This window comes from Candidatus Omnitrophota bacterium, from assembly GCA_023819145.1.
Lineage (GTDB): Bacteria > Omnitrophota > Gorgyraeia > DTHP01 > DTHP01 > JBFWKV01.
The window spans coordinates 17364-39247 of sequence record JAMWCW010000006.1 but is presented as its reverse complement, the minus strand read 5'-3'; the positions used below and the strand labels follow the sequence as shown (position 1 = coordinate 39247).

Here is a 21884-nt window from a genome sequence, read left to right as displayed (position 1 = left end):
GCGAGAATGTTGTGTAAGGAAGAGAAAAGAAAACTGCTTCAACTTGCAAGAATAACTATTGAGAGTTATCTTAAAACAGGTGTAATTCCTCCTTTTGAGACAAAAGAAGCCGGACTTTTAGAAAAGCGAGGTGCTTTTGTTACGCTTAAAAAAAATGGAGAACTGCGTGGCTGTATTGGAAGAATTTATGCTGAAGAGCCTCTTTATCAAACTATTCAGGAAATGGCCATTGAGGCGGGTTTTAAAGACCCGCGTTTTTATCCTCTACGGCTAGAAGAGTTATCGGAAATAGAAATAGAAATTTCGGTTTTATCCCCCTTAAAGAAAATTGAAGATATAAAGGAAATTGAAGTAGGAAAACACGGCATTTTAATGCGTAGCGGATTGAATTCCGGGCTTCTTCTGCCGCAAGTAGCCACTGAGTATAAATGGACGAAAGAAGAATTTTTAAAACACACTGCTTTTAAAGCAGGTCTTTCGCCTCTTGCCTGGCGGGATAAAAATACCCAGATTTACATCTTTTCTGCAGAAGTTTTCAGTGAATCACAGATTAACACAGATTGACCCCGATGCAAAACAAAAGACCAAGATTAACCGCGGTTTTCCTATCTACTATATACTACCTACTATTTACTATTTTCTCTTTTGCTCAAGAAGAAGTCCGCCAGCCCGTAGTAAGTGGTTTATTTTATCCAGCAAACTCTGAGAAATTAAGAGCAACGATTGAAAGTTTTCTGAATAAAGTCCAAACTCCTCTTATCGAGGGAGAAATTAGAGGTTTAATCGCACCTCATGCAGGTTATGAGTATTCAGGAGAAGTTGCCGCGTTTTCTTATAAGCTTCTTCAAAATAAGAAATTTGATACCGTGGTTATTCTTGCTCCCAGCCATGGCGTTTTTATTGAGAAAGCCAAGGTTTTTGATAAAGGGGATTTTCTAACTCCCTTAGGGTTAGTTCCCATCGATAAAGAATTGATAAATAAGCTAATTTCTTTAGAGATAACTCGCGATACCCAAGCGCACAAGTACGAGCATGCTATAGAGGTGCAATTACCTTTCTTACAGGTTGTCTTAAAAGAATTTAAAATTGTTCCCATTTTGATTAATACGCTAGAACTTGGCGAATGTAAGAAAATTGCGCAAAGAATTGCCCCAGCGATAAGGGATAAGAATTTTCTTATCCTCGCTTCCACTGACTTGTCCCATTATCACAATTATCAAACAGCCAGAGATATGGATAATTTTACCCTTAGTTTGATTGAGCAAAATAGATCCATTGATTTAGAAAAGGCTTTAAAAAATGGAACTGCTGAACTTTGTGGCGGAGGTGCAGTGCTTACCCTTATGTTTTTAATGAGGGAGTTAGGTATGGATAGAATAAAAGTTCTTAAGTATGCTAATTCGGGAGATACAAGTTTTGATTTCTCGAGGGTAGTGGGATATGCGAGTGTAGTTTTTTATAGAGAAAAAGGCGCTTTTTTGAGTAATGAGGCAAAAAAGGAACTCTTAAAAATCGCCCGCGAAACATTAGAAGTTTATTTAAAAGAGGGTAAAATACCGGAATTTAAAGTTGAAAATCCTTTCCTGTTGGAGAAAAGAGGCGCATTTGTTACACTGAAAAAGAAAGATTCTTTACGCGGTTGTATTGGCAATTTTGAACCGCTCCCTTTATATTCCCAGATTCAAAGAGTAAGTTTGTCCTCTGCTTTAAACGACCCTCGTTTTCCTGCGGTGCGTCCTGAGGAGTTAAAGGATATTGAGATTGAAATATCGATTCTTTCTCCAACGCAGGAAATAAAATCTCTTGATGAACTTGAATTAGGCAAGCACGGAATTTATGTTACTGATGGGTTGCGCAGTGGAGTTTTCCTTCCACAGGTTGCTTTGGAAACAGGTTGGTCGAAAGAAGAGTTTTTAAGAAATTGCTTTGTGGAAAAAGCGGGACTTCCACCCGATGCCTGGGAGAAAGGGACAAAGGTATTTGTTTTTACTGCTGAGGTCTTTTCTGAATCAGATAGATGAGTTTACATTTTATTATCGACGGATATAATTTGATGAAACAGGTTCCCTACATTCTGAAAAAAAAGGCATTCAGAGATAGAGAAGGTTTTATCCGTTTTATTGATGAGGAAAGACTTTGTGGGAGTAAGAATAATAAAATTACCGTTGTCTTTGACGGTAGAGAAGACGTGTTTGGCTTAAGTACATATTCTACAATAGAAGTAATTTTTACTAAAAGAGAGACTGCGGATGAGAAAATAAAGAGGCTGATAGAAAAGAGTTTGTATAAAAATATTTTAGTTGTCATAAGTGATGATAATGAGATAAAATATTTTGCCAAAAGTCAAGGGGTGCGAGTAATGGGAGCAGAGGATTTTTTATCCAAGATGAAAAATAAAAAGAATTTTCTTGTTCAGGAAGAGAAAAAGATTAGTCTTGAGAGTAGTAAGGGGATAGAAATTACTAGAGAGCTGGAAAGGATATGGCTGAAGAAAAAGGAAAAGTAAATTCGCAATTTAAGGATTCGTTTAAGGAATGGACGGAATCTATTATCATTGCCTTTGTTCTGGCAATGGTAGTAAGGACTTTTGTTATCCAGGCATTTAAGATCCCTACGGGTTCAATGGAGCCGACTCTAAAGCCCCGTGATAGAATCTTGGTAAATAAGTTTATCTATCGTTTTAAAGAACCAGAAAGGGGAGATGTGGTTGTTTTCCGCTATCCTTTAGACCCTAAAAGAGATTTTATAAAAAGACTGATTGCTAAACCTAGGGAGGTAGTAAAGATTGAGAATGGGTATATCTATATAAATGGAGAGAAAATTGATTCGCATCCAGTGATAAAAAGGATTTATTATTATAATCGGGGCTCAATGGGGAACGGTCCATTAGGAATAAAGGTTCCAGAAGCATCTTATTTCGTATTGGGTGATAACTCTGCTTTTTCTCAAGACAGCCGCTACTGGGGATTTGTTCCCCGGAAGTATATTTTAGGGAAAGCAATATTGATTTATTGGCCTCTTCATCGTATTGGATTAATCAGATAAGCAAAAACTCTAAACTCGGATTGAGGAGTGGAGAATATTAAAAGGAGGTGAGGTATAATGAAGTACTTAGGGATTTTGGTTCTTTTAAGTTTAGTTCTCCTTGGGTGCACTACCACTCAAAAGGGAGCAGGAGTAGGCGCAGCGGTAGGAGCAGGCGTAGGAGCGATTATTGGACATCAGAGTGGAAAGACTGCTGAAGGAGCGGCTATTGGAGCAGCTGTTGGTGGATTGGGAGGAGCTTTAGTAGGAGATGCTATGGCAGTAAAATTCTGTCCGGTTTGCGGTACAGAATATCCTCAGGATGTAAAATACTGTCCTAAGGATGGAGTGGAACTGAAATTGAAACAATAATTGATAAAACTCTAATTTTCCGAAATTAGAAATTTTAGTTTATGGTTTGGACTTTAGGATTTTAAAATTAATGAACTTAGCTAATCGTTTGTCTCTTTTTCGAATTATTCTTATTCCTCTCTTTGTGGCAATAGTTCTCTATCACACGCCGCAAAAGGATTATTTACGCAATTTTGCGGCGTTTATTTTTATTTTGTCAATTATTTCTGATTTTTTAGATGGTTATATTGCCCGAAGGAGCAAACAGATTACTCGGATGGGAGCTCTGCTTGATCCGGTAGCAGATAAGTTACTTATTAATACTGCTTTTATTCTTCTTTTTACGCGTAAGGGGCTTTCGGCGAGTTTTGAGATACCGTTTTTGATACCCCTTGTAGTCTTGAGTCGTGATTTACTTTTGGTGGTAGGTTCTTTGTTGTTTTATCTCACCCAAGGTAAGTTAGAAATTAAACCTACTATTTTAGGAAAATTTAGCACTTTTTTTCAAACTATTACGATTATTGCCATAATTATGCATCTTAGTTTTACTCCCTTTCTTTGGTATGCTACTGGTTTTTTCACTATTGCGTCGGGGATTGATTATATCTGGAGAGGGGGTAAATGGATATTTCAGGAGAGTAGTTCTTCGGTATCGCTTAAGACAAGCAAATAGAGACAATATAGCTATGTTTATAATTAAGGTAATTTTGGCTTTTTTTATTGGTTCTTTTCCCACAGGTTTTATTCTTACAAAACTGCTTAAGAAAACCGACATTCGTAAAGAAGGTAGTGGTAATATTGGCGCTACTAATGTTTGGCGAGTAACCGGAAAGATTCCCGGTGTTTTAGTTTTGGTAATCGATATTTTAAAGGGGTATTTAGTGGTGAGATATCTTACCTTATGTGAACCGATTTCCTCTTCTTTGTCAACTTTTGAAGAAAAATTAATTTTAGGTTTTTCGGTAATTCTGGGACACACCTTTAGTATTTTTTTAAAATTTAAAGGAGGAAAAGGAGTAGCCACAACAGCAGGCGTGATTTTTGCTCTTGAGCCTAAGATATTTTTTATTTGTTTAATTATCTGGTCTTTAGTTTTTCTAATCTTTCGTTATGTCTCCTTGGCTTCCATTATTACCGCTGTTTTGTTACCCCTCTTATTATTAATTATTAACCGTCCATTTTTCTATATTCTTTTTGGGGTTTCACTGGCGCTCTTAGTGAGCTATAAACACATTCCCAATATACGCCGTATAATTTTGGGTAATGAGCCAAAATTCCATTTATAATGAAAGTATGCGTGCTTATTCCCACCTATAATGAAGCAAAGACCATCGGTTGGTTGATTCGCCGAATTAAAGAACTTGGGATAAACGAGATAGTTGTTGTGGACGATGGTTCTACCGATAATACTGTTCAACTTGCTAAAGATAATGGCGCAGAAGTATTGAGAAACATTAATAATCTCGGTAAAGGGAATTCCTTAAGGAGAGGTTTTTCTTATTGTTTGGAGAAAAATTTTGATATAGTAATTACAATAGATGGAGATGGTCAACATAGCCCTGAAGAAATTCCTCATTTTATTGATTTTTTTAAGCACCATCGGGTTGATGTCATTGTGGGAAACCGCATGCATCATCCAGAAGGAATGCCTTTGATTCGTTTTCTTACCAATAAATTAATGTCTAAAATAATTTCCTTTTTGATTCATCAAGAAATTCCTGATACTCAATGTGGTTTGAGATTATTGCGAAGGGAGGTCTTGGAAAAGATTAATCTTCGCACCGATAATTTTGAGATAGAATCGGAGATTTTAATTGAGGCGGGGAGAAGAGGTTTTGTCGTTTTTTCACTTCCGATAAAAACTATTTATTTACACGAAACCATCAGCCAAATAAACCCTATTCTAGACTCTTTGCGTTTTATAAATTTTGTTTTTAAAATTATCCTGAGATGGTAGAGGATAGTTATTCTTCTCTTAAGGAAGAGATGGTGAATAATCAAATTATTGCGCGGGGGATAAAGGATGAGCGTGTGATTGGAGCATTTTTAAAAGTTCCTCGGCACCGCTTTATCCCTGAGAAAAATATTAGTGAGGCATATGATGACCATCCTTTACCCATTGGTGAAGGACAGACTATTTCTCAACCCTATATGGTGGCTCTAATGACCGAATGTCTCGGTTTAAAAAGAGGAGAAAGAGTTTTAGAAGTTGGTACAGGTTCAGGCTATCAGACGGCAATTCTGGCTGAGTTGGCGCATGAAGTCTATAGCATAGAAAGAATTTCTTCTTTAGCAGAAAGAGCAAAAATGATATTAGAGGAGTTGGGTTATAAGAATATAAGGATAAAAACAGGAGACGGAACCCTTGGTTGGGAAGATTTTTCTCCTTATGATGGGATAGTAGTTACTGCTGGTTCTCCCGAGGTCCCTCCTCCCTTGATTGATCAGTTGAAAGCAAAAGGGCGTTTAGTAATTCCTTTGGGTGATTCTTTCTCGCAGGTTCTAACCGTTTTTGAAAAATTAGAAAATAGGGTTAAAAGGATAGAAATTTGTGGTTGTGTTTTTGTTCCCTTAGTGGGTAGATATGGTTGGTATAGGGACAGTTGAATGTTAGAAAGAATTTTTCTTTTCTTCAAAAATTTTCCGCCACAATGGGCAGTTTTCTTAACCGCAATGCTTCCTGTTTCTGAATTACGCGGTGCTATACCGTTAGGTTTTTCCTTAGGGATGCCTTGGCAGAAGATAATTATTTTTTCTTTATTAGGCAATATTTTCCCCGTTCCCTTTATTCTTTTTTTGTTAGATCCCATTGCAGAATATCTTAGAGAATTTAAATTATGGAAGAAATTTTTTAATTGGTTGTATATTCGTACACAAAAAAAAGCAAGAGTTATAGAACGGTATAAATTCTGGGGGTTGGTAATCTTTGTAGGCATTCCTTTGCCAATGACCGGGGCTTGGACAGGAGCGGTTGCTGCTTCTCTTTTAGATATGCGTTTTAAAAAAGCCTTAATGGGAATTTCTTTGGGGATAGTTATTGCAGGAACGATTGTTACTTTTCTGGTATTAACCGGTAAGATAATCATTTCTTTTTCCTTTAAATAGATTTTTTGACAGTTTGATTCATTATGCATATAATGTTTTTTAAATTTTGAGTAAACAGGATGGAAAATGTAATTGCTTTTTTAATCTTGTTGGTTGGTGGATACATCGGTTGGACAATCGGAGCAAATGACGCGGCGAATTGCGTAGGTGCAGATGTTGGCTCCGGGAAAATGACTATTAAGCAGGGAATATTTATTACCTGCCTTTTTAGTTTTTTAGGGGCGTTACTTTTAGGTTCGCGGGTGGTAAAGACTATTGGTAAAGGAATAGTTCCTTTAGATAAGTTAGATCCGCAAATAGGAATCTATATCGCCCTAGCTGCTTGTTTTGGAGCAGGGACTTGGGTGCTTATTGCTACCTTGCGGGGTTTACCCGTTTCCACCAGCCATTCAATAGTAGGGGCAGTAGCAGGAGCGGGCTTGGCAATAGGAGCAGAAGTAATTTGGAAGAAACTACTAGACATTTTTATCTGCTGGGTTTTTACTCCCATAGGGTCGGGAGTAATCGCTTATATTTTATATAGACCATTTCGTAAGATTTTTTATACCATAATTCCTAAAAGATTAATTAACGCTAGTGTGGTTTTCTTCATTGTAGCCACCAGTAGCTATTTAGCTTTTACGTGGGGGGCGAATGATGTGGCTAATGCTACAGGAATAATCGTCGGAGCAGGAATAATGCGACAGGATAAAGCAGTTATTTATGGAAGCATCGCCATTTTGTTGGGAATAATAACCTTCGGTTATAAAGTTATTCGGACCGTAGGATTTGGAATTACTCGCCTTATGCCACTAATGGCGATTGTAGCTGAAATTGCCAGTGGATTAAATATTCACCTTTATACAATGTTTGGGATACCCGTCTCCACCAGCCATTCGATAGTAGGAGCGGTTGTGGGTGTGGGGTTGGTTAAGGGGATTAAGATGGTAAAAAGAAAGATGGTAGGAGAAATTATCTTTGCTTGGGCATTAACCCCTTTGGTAAGTGGATTGATTTCATTTTTAATTCTTAAGTTAGTAAGAATTTTGTTATAATAAACGGAGGTGATGGAGATGAAAGAGTCAAGGAATATTTTAGGGTGGTTAGGGATGAAGCAGGAAGCGCTTGTTTTAGAAGATGCTCGGAAACATGTGGAAGTTACCTCTCAGACAGTAGAGTGGTTTAGGGAGGCGATTTTGTCATTTATTAAAGGGGATTTAGAAAATAAGGGAAAAGCGATAGAAAAAGTAAGGGAATGCGAACGGGAGGCAGATGCTTTGAGGTCGAAGATGATAGATAGGCTTTCTGAAGGTGTACTGGTTCCTCCTGACAGAGAAGATTTAATGCATTTTGTTAAATCATTGGATAGGATTGCAGATTGGACAAATGGAGCAGCTAGACTCCTTGATTTTATAGAAGAGAAATTACCAGAAAATATTTTAAAGGAAATTTCCCAAGCTACAGAGATAATTTTTAGTTCCATTTCCAAGCTCAAAGAAGGAATTGAATCACTTATGAAAAATGATTTGAAACAAGCAATAAGAGATTGTAATGAAGTAGAGTTATATGAGACGAAAGCGGATGACCAGAAAAAGGTTTTAATTGGAGCGATTATTAAAGCAAAATTGGCTGCCTCTACCTTGCTTTTGGTATACCAATTGGCAGAATATATGGAAGGAGTCACCGATAAGATAGAGGACGCGGCAGATTTTATTAAAGTATTGGCCATTAAGTCGGGATAGCGATATGTTTATTATTTCCAATTTCCTGTTGGGTTTAGCAAGGGTTCTAAATGTAGGGCTGACCATTATTTGGTGGTTAGTGTTTATACGAGCGATAATCAGCTGGGTAAATCCCGACCCTTTTAACCCCATTGTGCAATTTCTCTATCGAAGTACTGAACCCATACTTAGCCCTCTAAGAAGGATCATACCGCCTACTTTTGGCATTGATATTTCTCCCTTAATTGCTTTTCTTATAATTGTATTCTTAAGACCTTTTCTCGTAAATACACTTATTGGGCTGGCGTTAAGAATGCAATGAAAAACCTTCGTGAATTTTTTCCTTCACGTGAAAGAATCTTAATTCTCTCCCCACACCCTGATGACGACTGTATTGGAATGGGAGCAACCATTAATTTTCTAAAAAAAAAAGATAACATCATCAAAATCTTCTATCTTACTCCAGGATGGAGAGGGGTGAAAGAAAATCTTTCTTGTAAAGAGAGAATCAATTTAAGAAAAAATGAAGCAATTTCTGCCAGTAAAATTTTAGGGATAGATAAAAAATCACTTAAGTTTCTTTTTCTTCCTTTTTATGAAAAAGGAAAAGTTGTTTCTGAGGATATTCAGAAATTAACTAAAGAGATAAAGAAGTTTCACCCCTTGGTGATCTTTACTTCTGGCGAAGAAAATGACCCTCATCTTACTCATAAGAAATGTTGGAAGATAATAAAAGAGAGCTTAGATGGTTTAGATTTTTTTCCTAAGGTATATATTTATCGGGTTTGGAAATTACTCAAAAAATTCGATTTTTATTTTCCCTTTGGAGATGAAATTATGGAATTAAAAATAGAAGCAATCAAAGCACATCGAAGTCAACTTGAGCCAAAATATATTAAAAAAGGAATGATTTCTTTCTGGGAAAGGGAAGAAAGCTTAAACAAATTTTACGGAGAAGTGTTAAGGAAGAAGGGGAAAATAAGAAATTTCTTATTTGCTGAGGTTTTTAAATCCTGCCCAAATAATCCAGAAAAAAATCGCGGTTTCAGGGATGAAGAATGAAATATCTATAAGATTGTGAGATAGAAAAAAAGGACATACCTTCCTAAGATAAACTGACATACCCCAATTTTTTTGAATTCCATTTTTAAAAATGTTATCATATAGGCATTGTAGAAGCAAGAAAAACTTGGATGGCTATGCATGATAATGATTCCGTCTCAGTGGTTATAGTTGATTGGCGGAGTAACAAGTTACTAAAAAATTGCCTTAACTCAGTATTCCTTCAAACCTACAGGAATTTCGAAATCATCTTAGTAGAAAATGAGCCGCTAGATAGCTTTCTTAGAGAGATATTGAGTTCTTTTCCCCAATTGAGAATTATTGCGAATAAAAAGAATTTTTTTTATTCTTTTGCTCAGAATCAAGGCATCAAGGAGGCAAAGGGAGAGTTTGTTCTTTCTCTAAATAATGATATTATTTTAGATAGAAATTTTCTAAAAGAGGTTTTAAATACTATAAAAATGGATAGAAAGATTGGTATTGTTTCGGGAAAGATTCTTTCTTATAAAGGAGAATTTATCGATTCTACAGGACAGTTTTTATCACGGATGCGTAAACCGTTAGAAAGAGGTCATAGAGAAAAAGACATAGGGCAATTTGATACTCCTGGATTTGTCTTTGGTGCCTGCGGAGCCTGTGCATTTTACAGAAAAGAGATGCTTGAAGCGATAAGAATAGAAGATGGTGAATATTTTGATAACAATTACGGATTATTCTATGAAGACCTGGATTTGAACTGGCGTGCACAATTGGCGGGATGGAAGGCATATTATAATCCGAAGGCAATTGGCTACCATTTGCGGGGAAGTTCTGCAAAAGTTAATCAGCCAAAATTTCGTATATTCAAGCGGTTTGAGTTTTGTTATCTTCTTCCTGAACATAAATTGATGCTTCTGAAAAACAGATATGCTACGATAATTAAAAACGAAACTACCCAAGGTTTTTTAAGAAATTTTTTCTTTATTTTTATATATGATTTATCAATCTGGGCTTATTTACTTTTATTTGAACCATCTATAATCCTTAGGTTCAGAAAGGAGGTGAAATATTTATTGAGCGTTTTTAGAAAAGAAAGGAGGTAAAGAATGAAAAGATTTATATTCTACTTTCTTCTTTCTCTATGCGTGGGGATGGCTTCGGCGGATGAGGTCTGGGAGAATATTACGGGGAGTTTAGACCATGATTTGTATTCTTTAGCCATTTCTCCCTTTGATGGCAAAATTATTTATGTGGGTTCGGATAAGGCAGTCTTTAAGACGGAAAACAAAGGAAATATTTGGCAGTATCTCTATACCGTGAAAGGAGAGAGTCAAAAGATTAATTTTATTCTTTTTGACCCCAAGGATAAAAATACAGTTTATTTAGCAACCTCTCATGGGCTATTTAGAACCTTGGATAATGGAAAGTCTTTTCAGAAGATTTTTAGAAAAGAGACAAACGTTTTCTATGTAATTAAGAATTTTGAAGATGCCCTTTATTTAGGAACAAATAACGGTGTGTATTTAAGTATAGATAGAGGAGGTACCTGGAATCGTCTTTCAGGAATTCCTCAAGGAACAGAGGTATTTTCTTTAGCTATCCATCCTGCTCTTCCACGGCTGGTCTATGCGGTTTGCAATAGGGGAGTATATCGTTCTTTTGATAAAGGAGAAAATTGGGAAAGAGTTTTTGTTACTCAAGGAATACAAGAGGAATCTACAGAGGATGATGGGGAAAATGAAGGAGCTGAAGAAATAGAGGTATCATCGCTTATCCCCCGTAGTCTTCTTATTAACCGTTCTAATCCCAGTTTTGTGTATTTAGGAACTACAAAAGGACTTTATGTCTCTTCTGATAGTGGAAGAACTTGGGATAAGAGAAACATCGCTAATTTAGGAGGGGTAGACGTTCGTTATATTGTCGCTTATGAAGAACCAGATTTGTTGTATCTTGCTACAAATAAAGGAATATTTAAGGTTAATCTTAATAAGCTTAGAGCAGAGGAAGTTTATCAGGACTTACCTACCCAAGATGTACGCATGCTTGCCTTGGATAAAGAGCATACACTTTGGGCAGTCACCGCTAAAGGATTATTTAGAACTGTTAAGGTTACTGAAGGAAAAAGCGTCAATAAGGATAGTTATTTAGAGGAATATGAATTTTATTTTCGCGATGAACCTACTATTCAAGAGGTACGAAAAGAAGCAATAAGATATGCAGAGGTTTATCCAGAAAAGATTAAAAACTGGCGAACTCAGGCACGGCTTAAGGCATTTGTACCAGAGTTTGATTTGGATTATGATAAGACTATTTCCATTTACGGGGCTCAGAGTTACGAAAGAGTAGTGGTTGGTCCGCGTGACTGGGGTATGTCTTTAAGATGGGATTTAGGAGACTTAATCTGGTCCACCGACCAGACTTCCATTGATGTGCGTTCTCGGTTGATGGTGCAGTTGCGTGACGATATTCTCGATGAGACCAATCGTTTATACTATGAGAGGCGCAGGGTTAAATTAGGTTTGTTACTTAATCCTCCTCAGGATCTTAAGGAACGTTTGGAGAAGCAAATCCGTCTTGATGAATTAACCGCCGGCCTCGATGCTTTAACTGGAGGATATTTTTCAAAGAGACTAAAAGAATTATCGAATAAGGAATAAAATTCGAAATTCTGAACTTGGGATTTTTAGAGACGATGTTAAAATTAAGAAATATTTTATGTGCTTTAGTAATTATTTCTTTATCAAATTTCTTTCATGAATTAGGCTTACCTAAAAAAGCCTTTGTAGAGAAGGTTATCGATGGAGATACAGTGGTTATAAAGGGAGAAAAAGTTATACGTTATATTGGCATAGATACTCCAGAGGTAAGAAAAAAGGAGAAAGATAAATGGGTTTATGCTCCTCAACCTTTTGCCTTAGAGGCAAAGGAGTTGAATCAGATGTTGGTAGAGAAAAAATGGGTTCGCTTGGAATACGATCTCGAAAAGAAAGATAAATACGGAAGACTTCTTTGTTACGTTTTTGTAGATGATACACTTGTTAATGCCAAGCTCATTGAGGAAGGGCTTGCCTTCCTTTATACTTTGCCGCCAAATGTTAAATATGTGGATAAATTTGTTTCTCTTCAGAAAAAAGCAAGAGAGGAGGAACGCGGTATTTGGAAGATATATGCAAAAGGCAGTATTAATGCTGAAGAAGCAAAGAATCATATTGGAGAATTGGCAGAGGTTGTGGGTAGAGTGAGTAAAGTAAAAGAACAGGAAAAGGTATTAATCTTGAATTTTGGGCAGGCAAAAAAGAATGATTTTAAAATAGCCATTTTCAGGGACGACTTAAAGTATTTTTTCTCCTCTAAAATAGAACCTTCTACATATTATATTGGAAAAAAAATAAAGGTATGTGGTAAAATTAAATATTATTCAGGCCCGGAGATAGTCGTAAGACATCCCAGCCAGATAGAGATCATAGAATGAGAGAAGACATTTATGATTTGATTATTATCGGTGGAGGACCTGCAGGCCTTTCTTGTGCGATATACGCAGGGAGAGCTCGCCTCAGAACACTTGTTTTAGAAAAGACTTCTTTCGGAGGCCAGTTATTATTTACCCAAAGAATAGAGAACTATCCAGGTTTTAGTGAACCTGTAAGTTCCTATGTTTTTGCTGAAGAAATGAAGAAACAAGCAGAGAAATTTGGTGCAGAGTTTAAAGAGGCTGAGGTGATTGAAATAGACATAAAGGGTAAAGAAAAAATAATTACCACGCAAGAAGAGCAAATTTATCGGTCTTTTGCAGTAGTGGTTGCAGCGGGTACGCGATATAAAGAATTGGGGGTTCCTGGCGAATTAGAGTTATTAGGGAAGGGAGTGTCTTATTGTGGGACCTGCGATGGTCCTTTGTTTCAGCATAAAGAAATAGCGGTGGTAGGAGGTGGTGACACAGCATTGGAGGAAACGATTTTTTTAAGCCGCTTTGCGAAGAAAATTTTTCTTATCCATCGTCGCGATAGGTTAAGGGGAGCAAAGATTCTTCAGGAGAAAATTTTTGCTTTGCAAAATTTAGAAGTTCATTGGGATACGGTTGTTTTGAAAATCGAAGGCGGAGAAAGAGTAAAAGGGATAAAGGTTAAGAATCTAAGGAGCGAAAAAGAAGATTTCATAGCTTGTGAGGGAGTATTTATTTTTGTTGGTTTAAAACCTCAGACGGAGTTTGTTAAAGGGATGCTTAAATTGGATGAGCAGGGGTTTGTTGTTACAGACGAAAAACTTCAAACTTCACAAGAAGGCATCTTTGCCTGTGGAGATGTGCGGAAGAATAACTTGAAACAGGTGGTTAATGCTTGTGCCGAGGGAGCTCTAGCAGCAATCTCAGCAGAGAAGTATATTGAGGAGGTTAGACATGGTTAAAGAAATTACTGCGAAAGATTTTCAAAAAGATGTTTTAGATTCGAAGTTTCCGGTATTTGTAGATTTCTGGGCAGAGTGGTGTGGACCTTGCAGGGCAGTTAGTCCGATAATCGATTCTTTAGCCGAGGAGTATAAAGATAGATTTAGTTTTGTGAAAATAAATGTAGACAGTTTTCCTGAAATTGCGGGGCGCTACGGAATAATGTCTATTCCTACCATGCTGGTTTTTAGCCAAGGGAAAGTCATCGCTCAGACGGCAGGAAGTCAGACAAAGATACAGCTTAAGAATTTCTTGGAGGATACTTTGAGAAAGATATGAGAGAGGCAGAATTTTATGAGAAGCTTGCAGGAAACAATGTCCGTTGTTTTCTCTGTAATCATCGTTGTTTAATTGCTGATGGTAAAAAGGGAATTTGCGGAGTAAGGGAGAATATAAAAGGTATTCTCTATAGTCTTGTTTACGGGAAATTGATTTCTCAACATGTAGACCCTATTGAAAAAAAGCCTTTTTTCCACTTTTTCCCCGGTTCCCTTGCTTATTCAGTTGCTACCGTGGGGTGCAATTTTAAATGCGATTTCTGTCAGAATTATGAGATTTCTCAAATAGTGAGAAGCAAGGGAGAAATTTTTGGAGAGGAAGTTGCTCCTGAAGTAGTAGTAGATTCAGCCATAGAGTATGGATGCAAGAGTCTTTCTTATACCTACACTGAACCCACAATCGCTTATGATTATTATAAAGAAATAATGAGGCTGGCGAAAAAACGAGGTCTTTATAATAATTTTGTTACCAATGGCTACATGACAGAGGAGTTATTGAGTGATGCTCTTGGTTATTTAGATGCAGCCAATGTTGACCTAAAGTCGTTCAGCAGTGGTTTTTATAAAAATATATGCGGAGCAAGACTTGAGCCGATTTTGGAATCTTTAAAAATAATGAAAAAAATGAATATCTGGTTAGAGGTAACCACTTTGCTTATTCCTGGGCTTAATGATAGTGAGCAAGAGATAAGGAATTGTGCCGAGTTTATTTATAGTTTAGGTAATGAAACTCCCTGGCATATTAGCAGATTCTATCCGCATTATAAGATGGATGATGTTTCTCCTACTCCTCTTCGTGCTTTACACAAGGCAAGAGAGATAGGTTTAGAAGTGGGGCTTAAGTATGTCTATGCGGGAAATGTTCCTGGAGATGAAGGAGAAGATACCTATTGCTACGGTTGTAAGAAAAAGGTTATTAGAAGATATGGTTTTCAGGTCTTGGAATACAACATAGATAATTCTTACTGTCATTTTTGTAATACGCAAATAGAAGGAGTCGGTTTGTAAAAAAATGAAGCTATATTTAAGATTGTTAAAATTTGTTCAGCCCTATGGTTTTATTTTGCTTTTAGCGATATTAACTATGGTTATTTCTACCCTTTTCGATGGCGTTTCCTTAGGGATGCTTGTTCCGCTTGCGGATAATATTCTTAGCGGTAAAAAAATTATTCTCTCACGCAGTTTACCTTCTTTTCTTACAGAAATCATTGAGGTGATAAATAATACTCCCAGCCTTGTTTTGCTAAAAATAACCGCTATTTTGATTATCATTCTCTTTACCCTCAAAGGAATAACTACTTTTTTACAAGGTTACCTTATGAATCTGGTAAGTCAGAGGATAATGCGTGATATAAGAAATCTTATTTATGAGAAAATTCAATCTCTTTCTTTAGATTTTTATGTCCGTTCTAAGACAGGAGCTTTAGTTTCTCGAATTACCTACGATGTAGGATGGGTTCAGATTGCCATATCTGAGGCGTTGGCAGATTTTATTTTCTTCTCTCTGCAGCTTTTACTTTTTACATTTATTATTTTTTTCATTCAGCCCAAGCTTGCCTTAATTTCTTTTATCCTGCTTCCTCTGATTGGATTACCTGCTTTCCGTATAGGAAAAATGCTGCGCAAAATAAGTAAACGCGCGCAGGAGAAAATGGCAGAAATTAATACCGTACTTTATGAATCGATTACAGGGGTAAGAATTGTTAAGGCATTTTCGATGGAAGATTATGAGATTAAAAAGTTCAGAGAGTATAACCACAACTTTTATCACCTTATTCTCAGTGCTATCAAAAAGAGTCTTGTGCTTGGCCCGGTTACAGAATTTTTTGGTGCCTGTGCAGGAGTTTTTGTGCTTTATTTAGGTGGTAAAGAAGTAATCTATGGCAGGATTTCTTTTGGGGTCTTTGTGCTTTTTTTAGGCTCCCTGCTTTCTTTGCTTAAACCCTTTAAGCGTCTGAGTAAAGTATATACCATAAATCAGCAGGCTTTGGCTGCGGTGGGAAGGGTATTTGAGATATTAGATAAGCAACCTTCAGTAAAAGAAGTTTCTTGTCCCTATATAATGAAATCTTTTGAGAAAGAGTTAGTCTTTGAGAATGTAAGTTTTTCTTATGAGGAAAAAGATGTTCTTAAAGATATAAATCTTAAGGTTAGAAAAGGAGAGATTGTGGCTATTGTAGGCCCTACGGGTTCAGGGAAGACTACCTTAGTTAACCTTATACCACGTTTCTACGACCCTACCGAAGGCAAGATTTTGATAGATGGTATAGATTTAAGGGAGTTGAGTATAAAATCTTTGCGTTCTCATATAGGCATTGTCACGCAAGAAACACTTCTTTTTAATGACACCGTAATGTTGAATATCTCTTATGGTAGACCCGGAGCGTCTTTGGATGAAATAACGAAGGCTGCAAAAATAGCCAACGCTCATGATTTTATCGTGCAGTTGCCCGAGGGATACAATACTTTAATCGGTGAACACGGAGCAAAACTTTCCGGCGGTGAAAGACAGAGGCTGGCAATTGCTAGAGCGGTGTTGAAAAATCCCTCGATACTCATTCTTGATGAAGCCACTTCCCAACTTGATAGCACATCTGAGCGGATTGTCCAAGAGGCACTGGAACGATTGATGCAGGACCGTACGGTATTAATTATTGCTCATCGGCTTTCTACGATAAAGAATGCAGATAGAATAGTTGTTTTACAAGGTGGTAAAATAGCAGAAATGGGCAATCATGAAGAACTAATGAGTAAATGTATGATTTATAAAGATATGTATGAAATGCAGAGTTTAGTTTCCTAAAAGAATTGCATAAGGTATTGATTTGTGATATACTAAATTTTTAAAATTTAGCCCATAAAAATAAAAAAGGAGGAATGAGATGGCGATAATTGAACTCGTGAGGGAACTTTTAGAAGCGGGGGTCCATTTTGGGCACCACAGAAAACGCTGGAATCCACGGATGAAAAATTTTGTTTTTGGAGAACGCAACGGTGTTTTAATCATTGACTTGGAAAAAACCGCTGATTGTCTTGCCACTGCCTGCAAATTTTTAGAGGAAATAAGTGCCAAAGGAGGAGAGGTATTGTTGGTGGGGACCAAAAAACAGGCACAGACCATTGTAGAGGAAGAAGCGAAGCGATGTGGGTCTCCATTTGTGAACATTCGTTGGTTAGGGGGGATACTTACAAATTTTGAAACAATAAAGAAAAGTATCAAACGTTTTGAAGAGCTTATCAAGATGAAAGAAAACGGTTTATTCGCGAAACTTTCTAAAAAAGAGGCTTCGAGACTGAGTAAAGAACTTCTCAGATTGGAGAGGAATTTAGGTGGGATTGTAACTATGAAGAAAATTCCCGCTGCTCTTTATATAATTGACCCCAAAATAGAAGAAATTGCCGTTAAGGAAGCAATTCGTCTTTCTATTCCCATTGTTGCGTTGATTGATACTAACTGTGATCCTACTTTTATTACCTACCCTATACCTGGAAATGATGATGCGATTCGTTCGATAAGATTTATTACTACAAAGATTGTCGATAGTATAACCGAAGGCAAGAAAAAATTTGCTCAGTTTGCTCCTAAAGATGCTAAAGAAGAGATAAAAGAGGAGACAAAAGAAGATGTAAGGGTAGAGGTTCCCGAGATACCTGAGGAAATCGAAGAAAAGGTAGAAAAGAAAGAAGAGAAAAAACCACATAAGGCAGTGAAAATTCGCGGAAAGAATGCTTAGGAAGGAGGTTTAAATTTATGATAGACCTGATTAAAGAACTGCGCGAGAAAACTGGCGCAGGAGTAATGGATTGTCGCCGAGCACTGATTGAATCTAAAGGTGACTTCAATAAAGCAGTGCAGATTATTAAGGAGCGGGGTATAGAAATTGCTTTAAAGAAATCCGAGCGCCAAGTAAAAGAGGGAAGAGTGGAAGCATATGTGCATTTAGGAGATAAATTAGGGGTTATTGTAGAGATCAATTGCGAGACCGACTTTGTGGCAAGAAACGAATTATTTAAAAAAATGTGTCGTGACGTAGCAATGCAGATAGCCGCAGCAAATCCCTCTTATATAAAGGCTGAAGATATTCCCCAAGATGTTCTGAAAGAAGAAAAGAAGAATTTTGAATTGGGCTTCTCTGGTGATAAGAAGGAATTATCTAAGCAATGGGAAGAGTACCTGAGTAAATTCTTGAAAGAAAAATGTCTCTTGGAACAACCATTCATAAAAGATGAGAAAATTACAGTAAGAGAATATATTAATTCTATGATTGCTCAGTTTGGGGAAAATATCCAAGTCCGCAGATTTACTCGTTATCAATTAGGAGAATAATACATTTGTGAGTAAGATAAAAAAGGCAAAATACAAGAGAGTAGTTCTTAAGTTAAGTGGAGAAGCACTCCAGGGTAAGGAAGGATATGGGATTGATCCTCAGGTTACTCTTTCCATTGCCCAGAGGATAAAAGAGGTTAATGATATCGGGGTAGAGATAGCGATTGTGATTGGAGGAGGAAATATTTTCCGCGGAAACAAAGCAGCTTCAGAGGGGATGGACCGTTCTACTGCTGATTATATGGGTATGCTTGCTACGGTAATCAATGGGCTTGCACTGCAGGATGCCTTGGAGAGAATAGGAGTTTCTACCAGGCTTCAGACTGCCATTGAGATGAAGGAATTGGCAGAGCCATACATAAGGAGGAGGGCAATTCGACACTTGGAGAAAGGAAGGGTGGTGATATTTGCGGCAGGTACAGGCAATCCTTATTTTACTACCGATACCACAGCTGCATTGAGAGCGATAGAGATTAATGCAGAGGTTATCCTCAAAGGAACCAAGGTTGACGGTGTATATACCGCTGACCCCCTCAAAGACAAGAAAGCGAGAAAATTTGACGTTTTAGAATATATTGATGTTTTAAAGCTTGGGTTGAAAGTAATGGATGCTACAGCGATAAGTCTTTGTATGGATAACCATCTCCCAATTATTGTTTTCAATTTAAATAAAAAGGGTAATATTAAAAAGGCAATTTTGGGTGAAAAAGTAGGGACACTTGTGAAATAGGGAGGGTGTATGGCTACGGTAAAGGAAGTTTTACACCAAACAGAAGAAAAGATGCATAAAACCATTGAAGTTATTCAACGGGAATTTGCCACTGTTCGGACATCACGCGCTTCGCCCACTTTACTTGACCATATAAAAATAAACTATTATGGGACTTTAACCCCTTTACGGCAGTTGGCAACTATTTCTATACCCGAGCCCAAATTAATTATTATTCAACCTTGGGATCAATCTGCATTAGCAGAAGTAGAAAAAGAAATCCTCAGAGCAAATTTAGGACTTACTCCTATAAATGACGGGAAGGTTATTAAGCTTTCTATCCCTCCTCTCAGTAAGGAGAGAAGAGAAGAACTTATTAAAGTGGTTAAGAAGATGGCAGAAGATGGCCGGGTAGCGATTCGTTCTATTCGCCATGATGCTAATGAGCAGATTAGAAAGTTGGAAAAAGATAAACTGATAGGTGAAGACGATTCCTTCCGCAATCAGGAAGAAGTTCAGAAACTCACCGATAAATATATAAAGCAGATTGATGAGATTCTGAAGATAAAGGAAAAAGAAATTCTGGAAATCTAAGATCCAGATTAACAAAGATATTTTAGCAATTTTTAAGATGCGGGCCGCTAGCTCAGCCGGTAGAGCACAGGCTTTTTAAGCCTGGAGTGCCGAGATCGAGACTCGGGCGGCCCAAGGAGTTTGCTTACTGGTCGAAGAACTCGAAGTGATGCCTGAAGGGAAGAAGTTCCTTTCAGGATTAGCGGAGAACAGTGAAACGTTAGGAGGGGACTAGTCCCCTCCTAAGAAGTGGAGGTTTTTAAATCCGGAGTGCCGAGATCAAGACTCGGGCGGCCCGAGGAGTTTGCTTACTGGTTTCGCAAGTTCTAAAGGATGGTTGCGGAAAGATAGTTTTTCTCGGAGGTTTTAACCCACCGTTGATGGAAAAGTATCGACTCATTTCACATACTGCCGATTTAGGGATAGAAGTTTATGGCAGGTCGTTAGAAGAAATCTTTTTAAATTCCGCCTATGCGCTGTTTGATTTGATTACAGAGTTGGAAAGGGTGAGCGCAAAGGACAAGATAGAACTAACCATAGCTTCTGAGGACCAGAATGAACTTTTAATCAATTGGCTTCGGCGTTTACACAGTTATTATGCTATTGATGAATATCTCTTTAGGAATTTTCAGATATTGCAACTTACCTCCAACGAAATAAAAGGGTTTGCCGAAGGTGAAAAATTTAATCCCCAGAGGCACATTTTAAAAAAAGAAATAAAAGCAGTAACCTACCATCAGATAGAAATTAGAAAAAAAGAGAATTTATATACAACGCAGATAATCTTTGATGTCTAATACCGCGAAAACACGCTAAATTTAACGCGAAATTATGCTAAAGGAGTTGTGAAAATGGGTGTGTCTTGGAATGGTCCTTTAGAAAAGATTGATGATTATCGCTTTCGCATCCCTAAAACTTACAAACCAGGAATGCAGGTTGATGGGATAATCTATACAGATGAAAAGATGCTTGATGATATTCGTCAGGACCAGGCAGCGGAGCAGGTGGCGAATGTTAGTTTTTTACCGGGGATTGTAAAATATTCTTTAGCGATGCCAGATATCCACTGGGGCTATGGCTTTCCCATTGGCGGAGTAGCGGCAACTAATCCCGAAAAAGGCGGAGTGATTTCTCCTGGCGGAGTTGGTTATGACATAAACTGTGGTGTCAGGTTAGTTAAAACCAATTTATTTATTGATGAAATTAAGCCCAAAATTAAAGAACTGATTACTGCTTTATTTCATACTATTCCTGCCGGTGTAGGTTCTACGGGGGAAATAAAAATTTCGGTTCAGGAGGAACAGGAATTGTTAGTTAAGGGAGCACGCTGGGCAGTAGCTAAAGGTTATGGTATAAAGGAAGATTTGGAATGCACAGAAGAGGGGGGTTGTATTGGGGGAGCAGACCCCGCGGATGTTTCGGCAAAAGCGTACGAACGCGGTAAGAAGCAATCCGGGACCCTTGGTTCAGGAAACCATTTTCTGGAAATTCAAGAAATAGACGGTATTTATGATAGAAGTTTGGCAGAAAAATTTGGTTTAGAAGAAGGGCAAATTACAATTATGATTCATTCGGGTTCACGCGGTTTAGGTTATCAGGTGTGTGATGATTATTTAGAAACAATGGGTAAAGCAGTGCGTAAATATAATATTAATCTTCCTGATAGGCAACTGGCTTGTGCTCCCATAGATTCTCCAGAAGCAGAGGCTTATATTTCGGCGATGCGCTGTGCCGCAAATTATGCCTGGGCAAATCGGCAATGTCTTATGCACTTAACGAGAATTGTTTTTGAACGCGTATTCAATAAAAGTTGGGAAACACTAGGAATATTTTTAATTTATGATGTTGCTCATAATATCGCTAAATTTGAAAGATATATAATCGATGGGAAAGAAAAAACTCTTTGCGTTCATCGTAAAGGGGCAACCCGTGCATTTGGTCCCGGACATCCTGATTTACCGCCGCGGCACAAAGAGACTGGCCAGCCGGTAATTATTCCCGGCGATATGGGGAGAAATTCTTATTTACTTGTAGGAACGAGTAAGGCAGAGGAAACTTTCTACAGCACCTGTCACGGAGCTGGAAGAGTTATGTCGCGTTCGCAAGCAATAAAGTCTTGCTCAGGGAGAAATGTTTCGCGCGAATTGGAAGAAAAGGGGATTATTGTAATGGCTTCAAGCAGAGGGACTTTGGCCGAAGAGGTTCCTGATGCCTATAAAGATGTAAACGATGTAGTTAAAGTAGTATCTCGGGCAGGCATATCTAAAACTGTCTGTCGGATGAGACCGCTGGGAGTAATTAAAGGATAGTTTTTATTAGCTATATAATAGCC

At 37.6% G+C, this 21884-nt stretch carries 27 protein-coding genes and 1 tRNA gene; all 28 read left to right on the top strand.

The window, feature by feature from the left end:
- Positions 1 to 6 precede the first annotated feature (6 nt).
- The 28 genes from amrA to NC818_04185 all read left to right on the top strand — a co-directional run bounded on the left by amrA (position 7) and on the right by NC818_04185 (position 21861).
- Positions 7 to 564, top strand: coding sequence for an AmmeMemoRadiSam system protein A (amrA, locus tag NC818_04320; protein MCM8783980.1), 558 nt, complete (start codon positions 7 to 9; stop codon positions 562 to 564).
- Positions 565 to 569: 5 nt separating this feature from the next.
- Positions 570 to 2021 (top strand): AmmeMemoRadiSam system protein B, encoded by a 1452-nt coding sequence (gene amrB / locus NC818_04315; protein ID MCM8783979.1) that lies wholly within the window; start codon positions 570 to 572, stop codon positions 2019 to 2021.
- On the top strand, positions 2018 to 2506 hold the full coding sequence (locus tag NC818_04310) for an NYN domain-containing protein (protein ID MCM8783978.1): 489 nt from the start codon (positions 2018 to 2020) through the stop codon (positions 2504 to 2506). Before amrB ends, NC818_04310 begins: the two co-directional genes overlap by 4 nt.
- Complete coding sequence (gene lepB, locus NC818_04305; protein MCM8783977.1) at positions 2482 to 3045, top strand: signal peptidase I; 564 nt, start codon at positions 2482 to 2484, stop codon at positions 3043 to 3045. Before NC818_04310 ends, lepB begins: the two co-directional genes overlap by 25 nt.
- 57 nt (positions 3046 to 3102) lie before the next feature.
- On the top strand, positions 3103 to 3396 hold the full coding sequence (locus tag NC818_04300; protein MCM8783976.1) for a YMGG-like glycine zipper-containing protein: 294 nt from the start codon (positions 3103 to 3105) through the stop codon (positions 3394 to 3396).
- 70 nt (positions 3397 to 3466) lie between these two features.
- Complete coding sequence (pgsA, locus tag NC818_04295) at positions 3467 to 4048, top strand: CDP-diacylglycerol--glycerol-3-phosphate 3-phosphatidyltransferase (protein ID MCM8783975.1); 582 nt, start codon at positions 3467 to 3469, stop codon at positions 4046 to 4048.
- A 13-nt stretch (positions 4049 to 4061) separates the two neighbouring features.
- Positions 4062 to 4661: a glycerol-3-phosphate 1-O-acyltransferase PlsY gene (gene plsY, locus NC818_04290; protein ID MCM8783974.1), complete on the top strand. Its 600-nt coding sequence runs from the start codon at positions 4062 to 4064 to the stop codon at positions 4659 to 4661.
- Positions 4661 to 5332 (top strand): glycosyltransferase family 2 protein, encoded by a 672-nt coding sequence (locus NC818_04285; protein MCM8783973.1) that lies wholly within the window; start codon positions 4661 to 4663, stop codon positions 5330 to 5332. Before plsY ends, NC818_04285 begins: the two co-directional genes overlap by 1 nt.
- Positions 5326 to 5982 carry a protein-L-isoaspartate(D-aspartate) O-methyltransferase gene (locus NC818_04280; protein ID MCM8783972.1) on the top strand — a complete coding sequence of 219 codons (657 nt, stop codon included), beginning with the start codon at positions 5326 to 5328 and terminating at the stop codon, positions 5980 to 5982. The genes NC818_04285 and NC818_04280 overlap by 7 nt, the downstream gene beginning before the upstream one ends.
- The gene (locus tag NC818_04275) at positions 5983 to 6480 is read left to right on the top strand and encodes a small multi-drug export protein (GenBank protein ID MCM8783971.1); all 498 of its coding nucleotides are present in this window, start codon (positions 5983 to 5985) and stop codon (positions 6478 to 6480) included.
- 59 nt (positions 6481 to 6539) lie between these two features.
- Entirely contained in the window at positions 6540 to 7514 is a 975-nt protein-coding gene (locus NC818_04270) for an anion permease (protein MCM8783970.1), read from the top strand.
- Positions 7515 to 7532: 18 nt separating this feature from the next.
- Positions 7533 to 8201: a DUF47 family protein gene (locus NC818_04265; GenBank protein ID MCM8783969.1), complete on the top strand. Its 669-nt coding sequence runs from the start codon at positions 7533 to 7535 to the stop codon at positions 8199 to 8201.
- A gap of 4 nt (positions 8202 to 8205) precedes the next feature.
- Positions 8206 to 8502, top strand: a complete 297-nt coding sequence (locus NC818_04260) for a YggT family protein (GenBank protein MCM8783968.1) — start codon at positions 8206 to 8208, stop codon at positions 8500 to 8502.
- Positions 8499 to 9242: a PIG-L family deacetylase gene (locus NC818_04255; protein ID MCM8783967.1), complete on the top strand. Its 744-nt coding sequence runs from the start codon at positions 8499 to 8501 to the stop codon at positions 9240 to 9242. The genes NC818_04260 and NC818_04255 overlap by 4 nt, the downstream gene beginning before the upstream one ends.
- A 131-nt stretch (positions 9243 to 9373) precedes the next feature.
- Positions 9374 to 10324 (top strand): glycosyltransferase family 2 protein, encoded by a 951-nt coding sequence (locus tag NC818_04250; GenBank protein ID MCM8783966.1) that lies wholly within the window; start codon positions 9374 to 9376, stop codon positions 10322 to 10324.
- A gap of 3 nt (positions 10325 to 10327) precedes the next feature.
- Entirely contained in the window at positions 10328 to 11878 is a 1551-nt protein-coding gene (locus NC818_04245; protein MCM8783965.1) for a hypothetical protein, read from the top strand.
- 35 nt (positions 11879 to 11913) lie between these two features.
- Positions 11914 to 12693 (top strand): thermonuclease family protein, encoded by a 780-nt coding sequence (locus NC818_04240; GenBank protein ID MCM8783964.1) that lies wholly within the window; start codon positions 11914 to 11916, stop codon positions 12691 to 12693.
- A complete protein-coding gene (gene trxB, locus NC818_04235) occupies positions 12690 to 13625 on the top strand; it encodes a thioredoxin-disulfide reductase (protein ID MCM8783963.1) in 936 nt (311 codons plus the stop codon). The genes NC818_04240 and trxB overlap by 4 nt, the downstream gene beginning before the upstream one ends.
- Positions 13618 to 13944 carry a thioredoxin gene (gene trxA, locus NC818_04230; GenBank protein ID MCM8783962.1) on the top strand — a complete coding sequence of 109 codons (327 nt, stop codon included), beginning with the start codon at positions 13618 to 13620 and terminating at the stop codon, positions 13942 to 13944. The genes trxB and trxA overlap by 8 nt, the downstream gene beginning before the upstream one ends.
- Complete coding sequence (gene amrS, locus NC818_04225; protein MCM8783961.1) at positions 13941 to 14951, top strand: AmmeMemoRadiSam system radical SAM enzyme; 1011 nt, start codon at positions 13941 to 13943, stop codon at positions 14949 to 14951. Before trxA ends, amrS begins: the two co-directional genes overlap by 4 nt.
- A gap of 4 nt (positions 14952 to 14955) precedes the next feature.
- Complete coding sequence (locus NC818_04220; GenBank protein MCM8783960.1) at positions 14956 to 16746, top strand: ABC transporter ATP-binding protein/permease; 1791 nt, start codon at positions 14956 to 14958, stop codon at positions 16744 to 16746.
- 79 nt (positions 16747 to 16825) lie between these two features.
- Positions 16826 to 17677, top strand: coding sequence for a 30S ribosomal protein S2 (rpsB, locus tag NC818_04215; GenBank protein MCM8783959.1), 852 nt, complete (start codon positions 16826 to 16828; stop codon positions 17675 to 17677).
- Positions 17678 to 17694: 17 nt separating this feature from the next.
- Entirely contained in the window at positions 17695 to 18270 is a 576-nt protein-coding gene (locus NC818_04210; GenBank protein ID MCM8783958.1) for an elongation factor Ts, read from the top strand.
- A 16-nt stretch (positions 18271 to 18286) separates the two neighbouring features.
- Positions 18287 to 19000 (top strand): UMP kinase, encoded by a 714-nt coding sequence (gene pyrH / locus NC818_04205; GenBank protein MCM8783957.1) that lies wholly within the window; start codon positions 18287 to 18289, stop codon positions 18998 to 19000.
- Positions 19001 to 19009: 9 nt separating this feature from the next.
- The gene (gene frr / locus NC818_04200) at positions 19010 to 19573 is read left to right on the top strand and encodes a ribosome recycling factor (GenBank protein ID MCM8783956.1); all 564 of its coding nucleotides are present in this window, start codon (positions 19010 to 19012) and stop codon (positions 19571 to 19573) included.
- A 41-nt stretch (positions 19574 to 19614) separates the two neighbouring features.
- A tRNA-Lys gene (locus tag NC818_04195) sits at positions 19615 to 19687 on the top strand.
- Between the two features lie 245 nt (positions 19688 to 19932).
- The gene (locus NC818_04190) at positions 19933 to 20349 is read left to right on the top strand and encodes an archease (protein MCM8783955.1); all 417 of its coding nucleotides are present in this window, start codon (positions 19933 to 19935) and stop codon (positions 20347 to 20349) included.
- Between the two features lie 54 nt (positions 20350 to 20403).
- Positions 20404 to 21861: an RtcB family protein gene (locus tag NC818_04185; protein MCM8783954.1), complete on the top strand. Its 1458-nt coding sequence runs from the start codon at positions 20404 to 20406 to the stop codon at positions 21859 to 21861.
- The last annotated feature ends 23 nt before the right edge of the window (positions 21862 to 21884 follow it).

Excerpts from the sequence above, each read along its gene's own strand:
- NC818_04285 (MCM8783973.1), top strand. The coding sequence starts at position 4,661 with ATGAAAGTATGCGTGCTTATTCCCACCTATAATGAAGCAAAGACCATC.
- NC818_04220 (MCM8783960.1), top strand. The coding sequence starts at position 14,956 with ATGAAGCTATATTTAAGATTGTTAAAATTTGTTCAGCCCTATGGTTTT.
- rpsB (MCM8783959.1), top strand. The coding sequence starts at position 16,826 with ATGGCGATAATTGAACTCGTGAGGGAACTTTTAGAAGCGGGGGTCCAT.
- NC818_04270 (MCM8783970.1), top strand. The coding sequence starts at position 6,540 with ATGGAAAATGTAATTGCTTTTTTAATCTTGTTGGTTGGTGGATACATC.
- NC818_04275 (MCM8783971.1), top strand. The coding sequence starts at position 5,983 with ATGTTAGAAAGAATTTTTCTTTTCTTCAAAAATTTTCCGCCACAATGG.
- lepB (MCM8783977.1), top strand. The coding sequence starts at position 2,482 with ATGGCTGAAGAAAAAGGAAAAGTAAATTCGCAATTTAAGGATTCGTTT.
- NC818_04310 (MCM8783978.1), top strand. The coding sequence starts at position 2,018 with ATGAGTTTACATTTTATTATCGACGGATATAATTTGATGAAACAGGTT.
- amrS (MCM8783961.1), top strand. The coding sequence starts at position 13,941 with ATGAGAGAGGCAGAATTTTATGAGAAGCTTGCAGGAAACAATGTCCGT.
- NC818_04185 (MCM8783954.1), top strand. The coding sequence starts at position 20,404 with ATGGGTGTGTCTTGGAATGGTCCTTTAGAAAAGATTGATGATTATCGC.
- NC818_04245 (MCM8783965.1), top strand. The coding sequence starts at position 10,328 with ATGAAAAGATTTATATTCTACTTTCTTCTTTCTCTATGCGTGGGGATG.
- NC818_04260 (MCM8783968.1), top strand. The coding sequence starts at position 8,206 with ATGTTTATTATTTCCAATTTCCTGTTGGGTTTAGCAAGGGTTCTAAAT.
- NC818_04265 (MCM8783969.1), top strand. The coding sequence starts at position 7,533 with ATGAAAGAGTCAAGGAATATTTTAGGGTGGTTAGGGATGAAGCAGGAA.
- NC818_04190 (MCM8783955.1), top strand. The coding sequence starts at position 19,933 with ATGGAAAAGTATCGACTCATTTCACATACTGCCGATTTAGGGATAGAA.
- trxA (MCM8783962.1), top strand. The coding sequence starts at position 13,618 with ATGGTTAAAGAAATTACTGCGAAAGATTTTCAAAAAGATGTTTTAGAT.
- NC818_04250 (MCM8783966.1), top strand. The coding sequence starts at position 9,374 with ATGGCTATGCATGATAATGATTCCGTCTCAGTGGTTATAGTTGATTGG.
- frr (MCM8783956.1), top strand. The coding sequence starts at position 19,010 with ATGGCTACGGTAAAGGAAGTTTTACACCAAACAGAAGAAAAGATGCAT.
- NC818_04255 (MCM8783967.1), top strand. The coding sequence starts at position 8,499 with ATGAAAAACCTTCGTGAATTTTTTCCTTCACGTGAAAGAATCTTAATT.
- NC818_04240 (MCM8783964.1), top strand. The coding sequence starts at position 11,914 with ATGTTAAAATTAAGAAATATTTTATGTGCTTTAGTAATTATTTCTTTA.
- NC818_04300 (MCM8783976.1), top strand. The coding sequence starts at position 3,103 with ATGAAGTACTTAGGGATTTTGGTTCTTTTAAGTTTAGTTCTCCTTGGG.
- NC818_04280 (MCM8783972.1), top strand. The coding sequence starts at position 5,326 with ATGGTAGAGGATAGTTATTCTTCTCTTAAGGAAGAGATGGTGAATAAT.
- amrB (MCM8783979.1), top strand. The coding sequence starts at position 570 with ATGCAAAACAAAAGACCAAGATTAACCGCGGTTTTCCTATCTACTATA.
- amrA (MCM8783980.1), top strand. The coding sequence starts at position 7 with ATGTTGTGTAAGGAAGAGAAAAGAAAACTGCTTCAACTTGCAAGAATA.
- NC818_04210 (MCM8783958.1), top strand. The coding sequence starts at position 17,695 with ATGATAGACCTGATTAAAGAACTGCGCGAGAAAACTGGCGCAGGAGTA.
- pgsA (MCM8783975.1), top strand. The coding sequence starts at position 3,467 with ATGAACTTAGCTAATCGTTTGTCTCTTTTTCGAATTATTCTTATTCCT.
- trxB (MCM8783963.1), top strand. The coding sequence starts at position 12,690 with ATGAGAGAAGACATTTATGATTTGATTATTATCGGTGGAGGACCTGCA.
- plsY (MCM8783974.1), top strand. The coding sequence starts at position 4,062 with ATGTTTATAATTAAGGTAATTTTGGCTTTTTTTATTGGTTCTTTTCCC.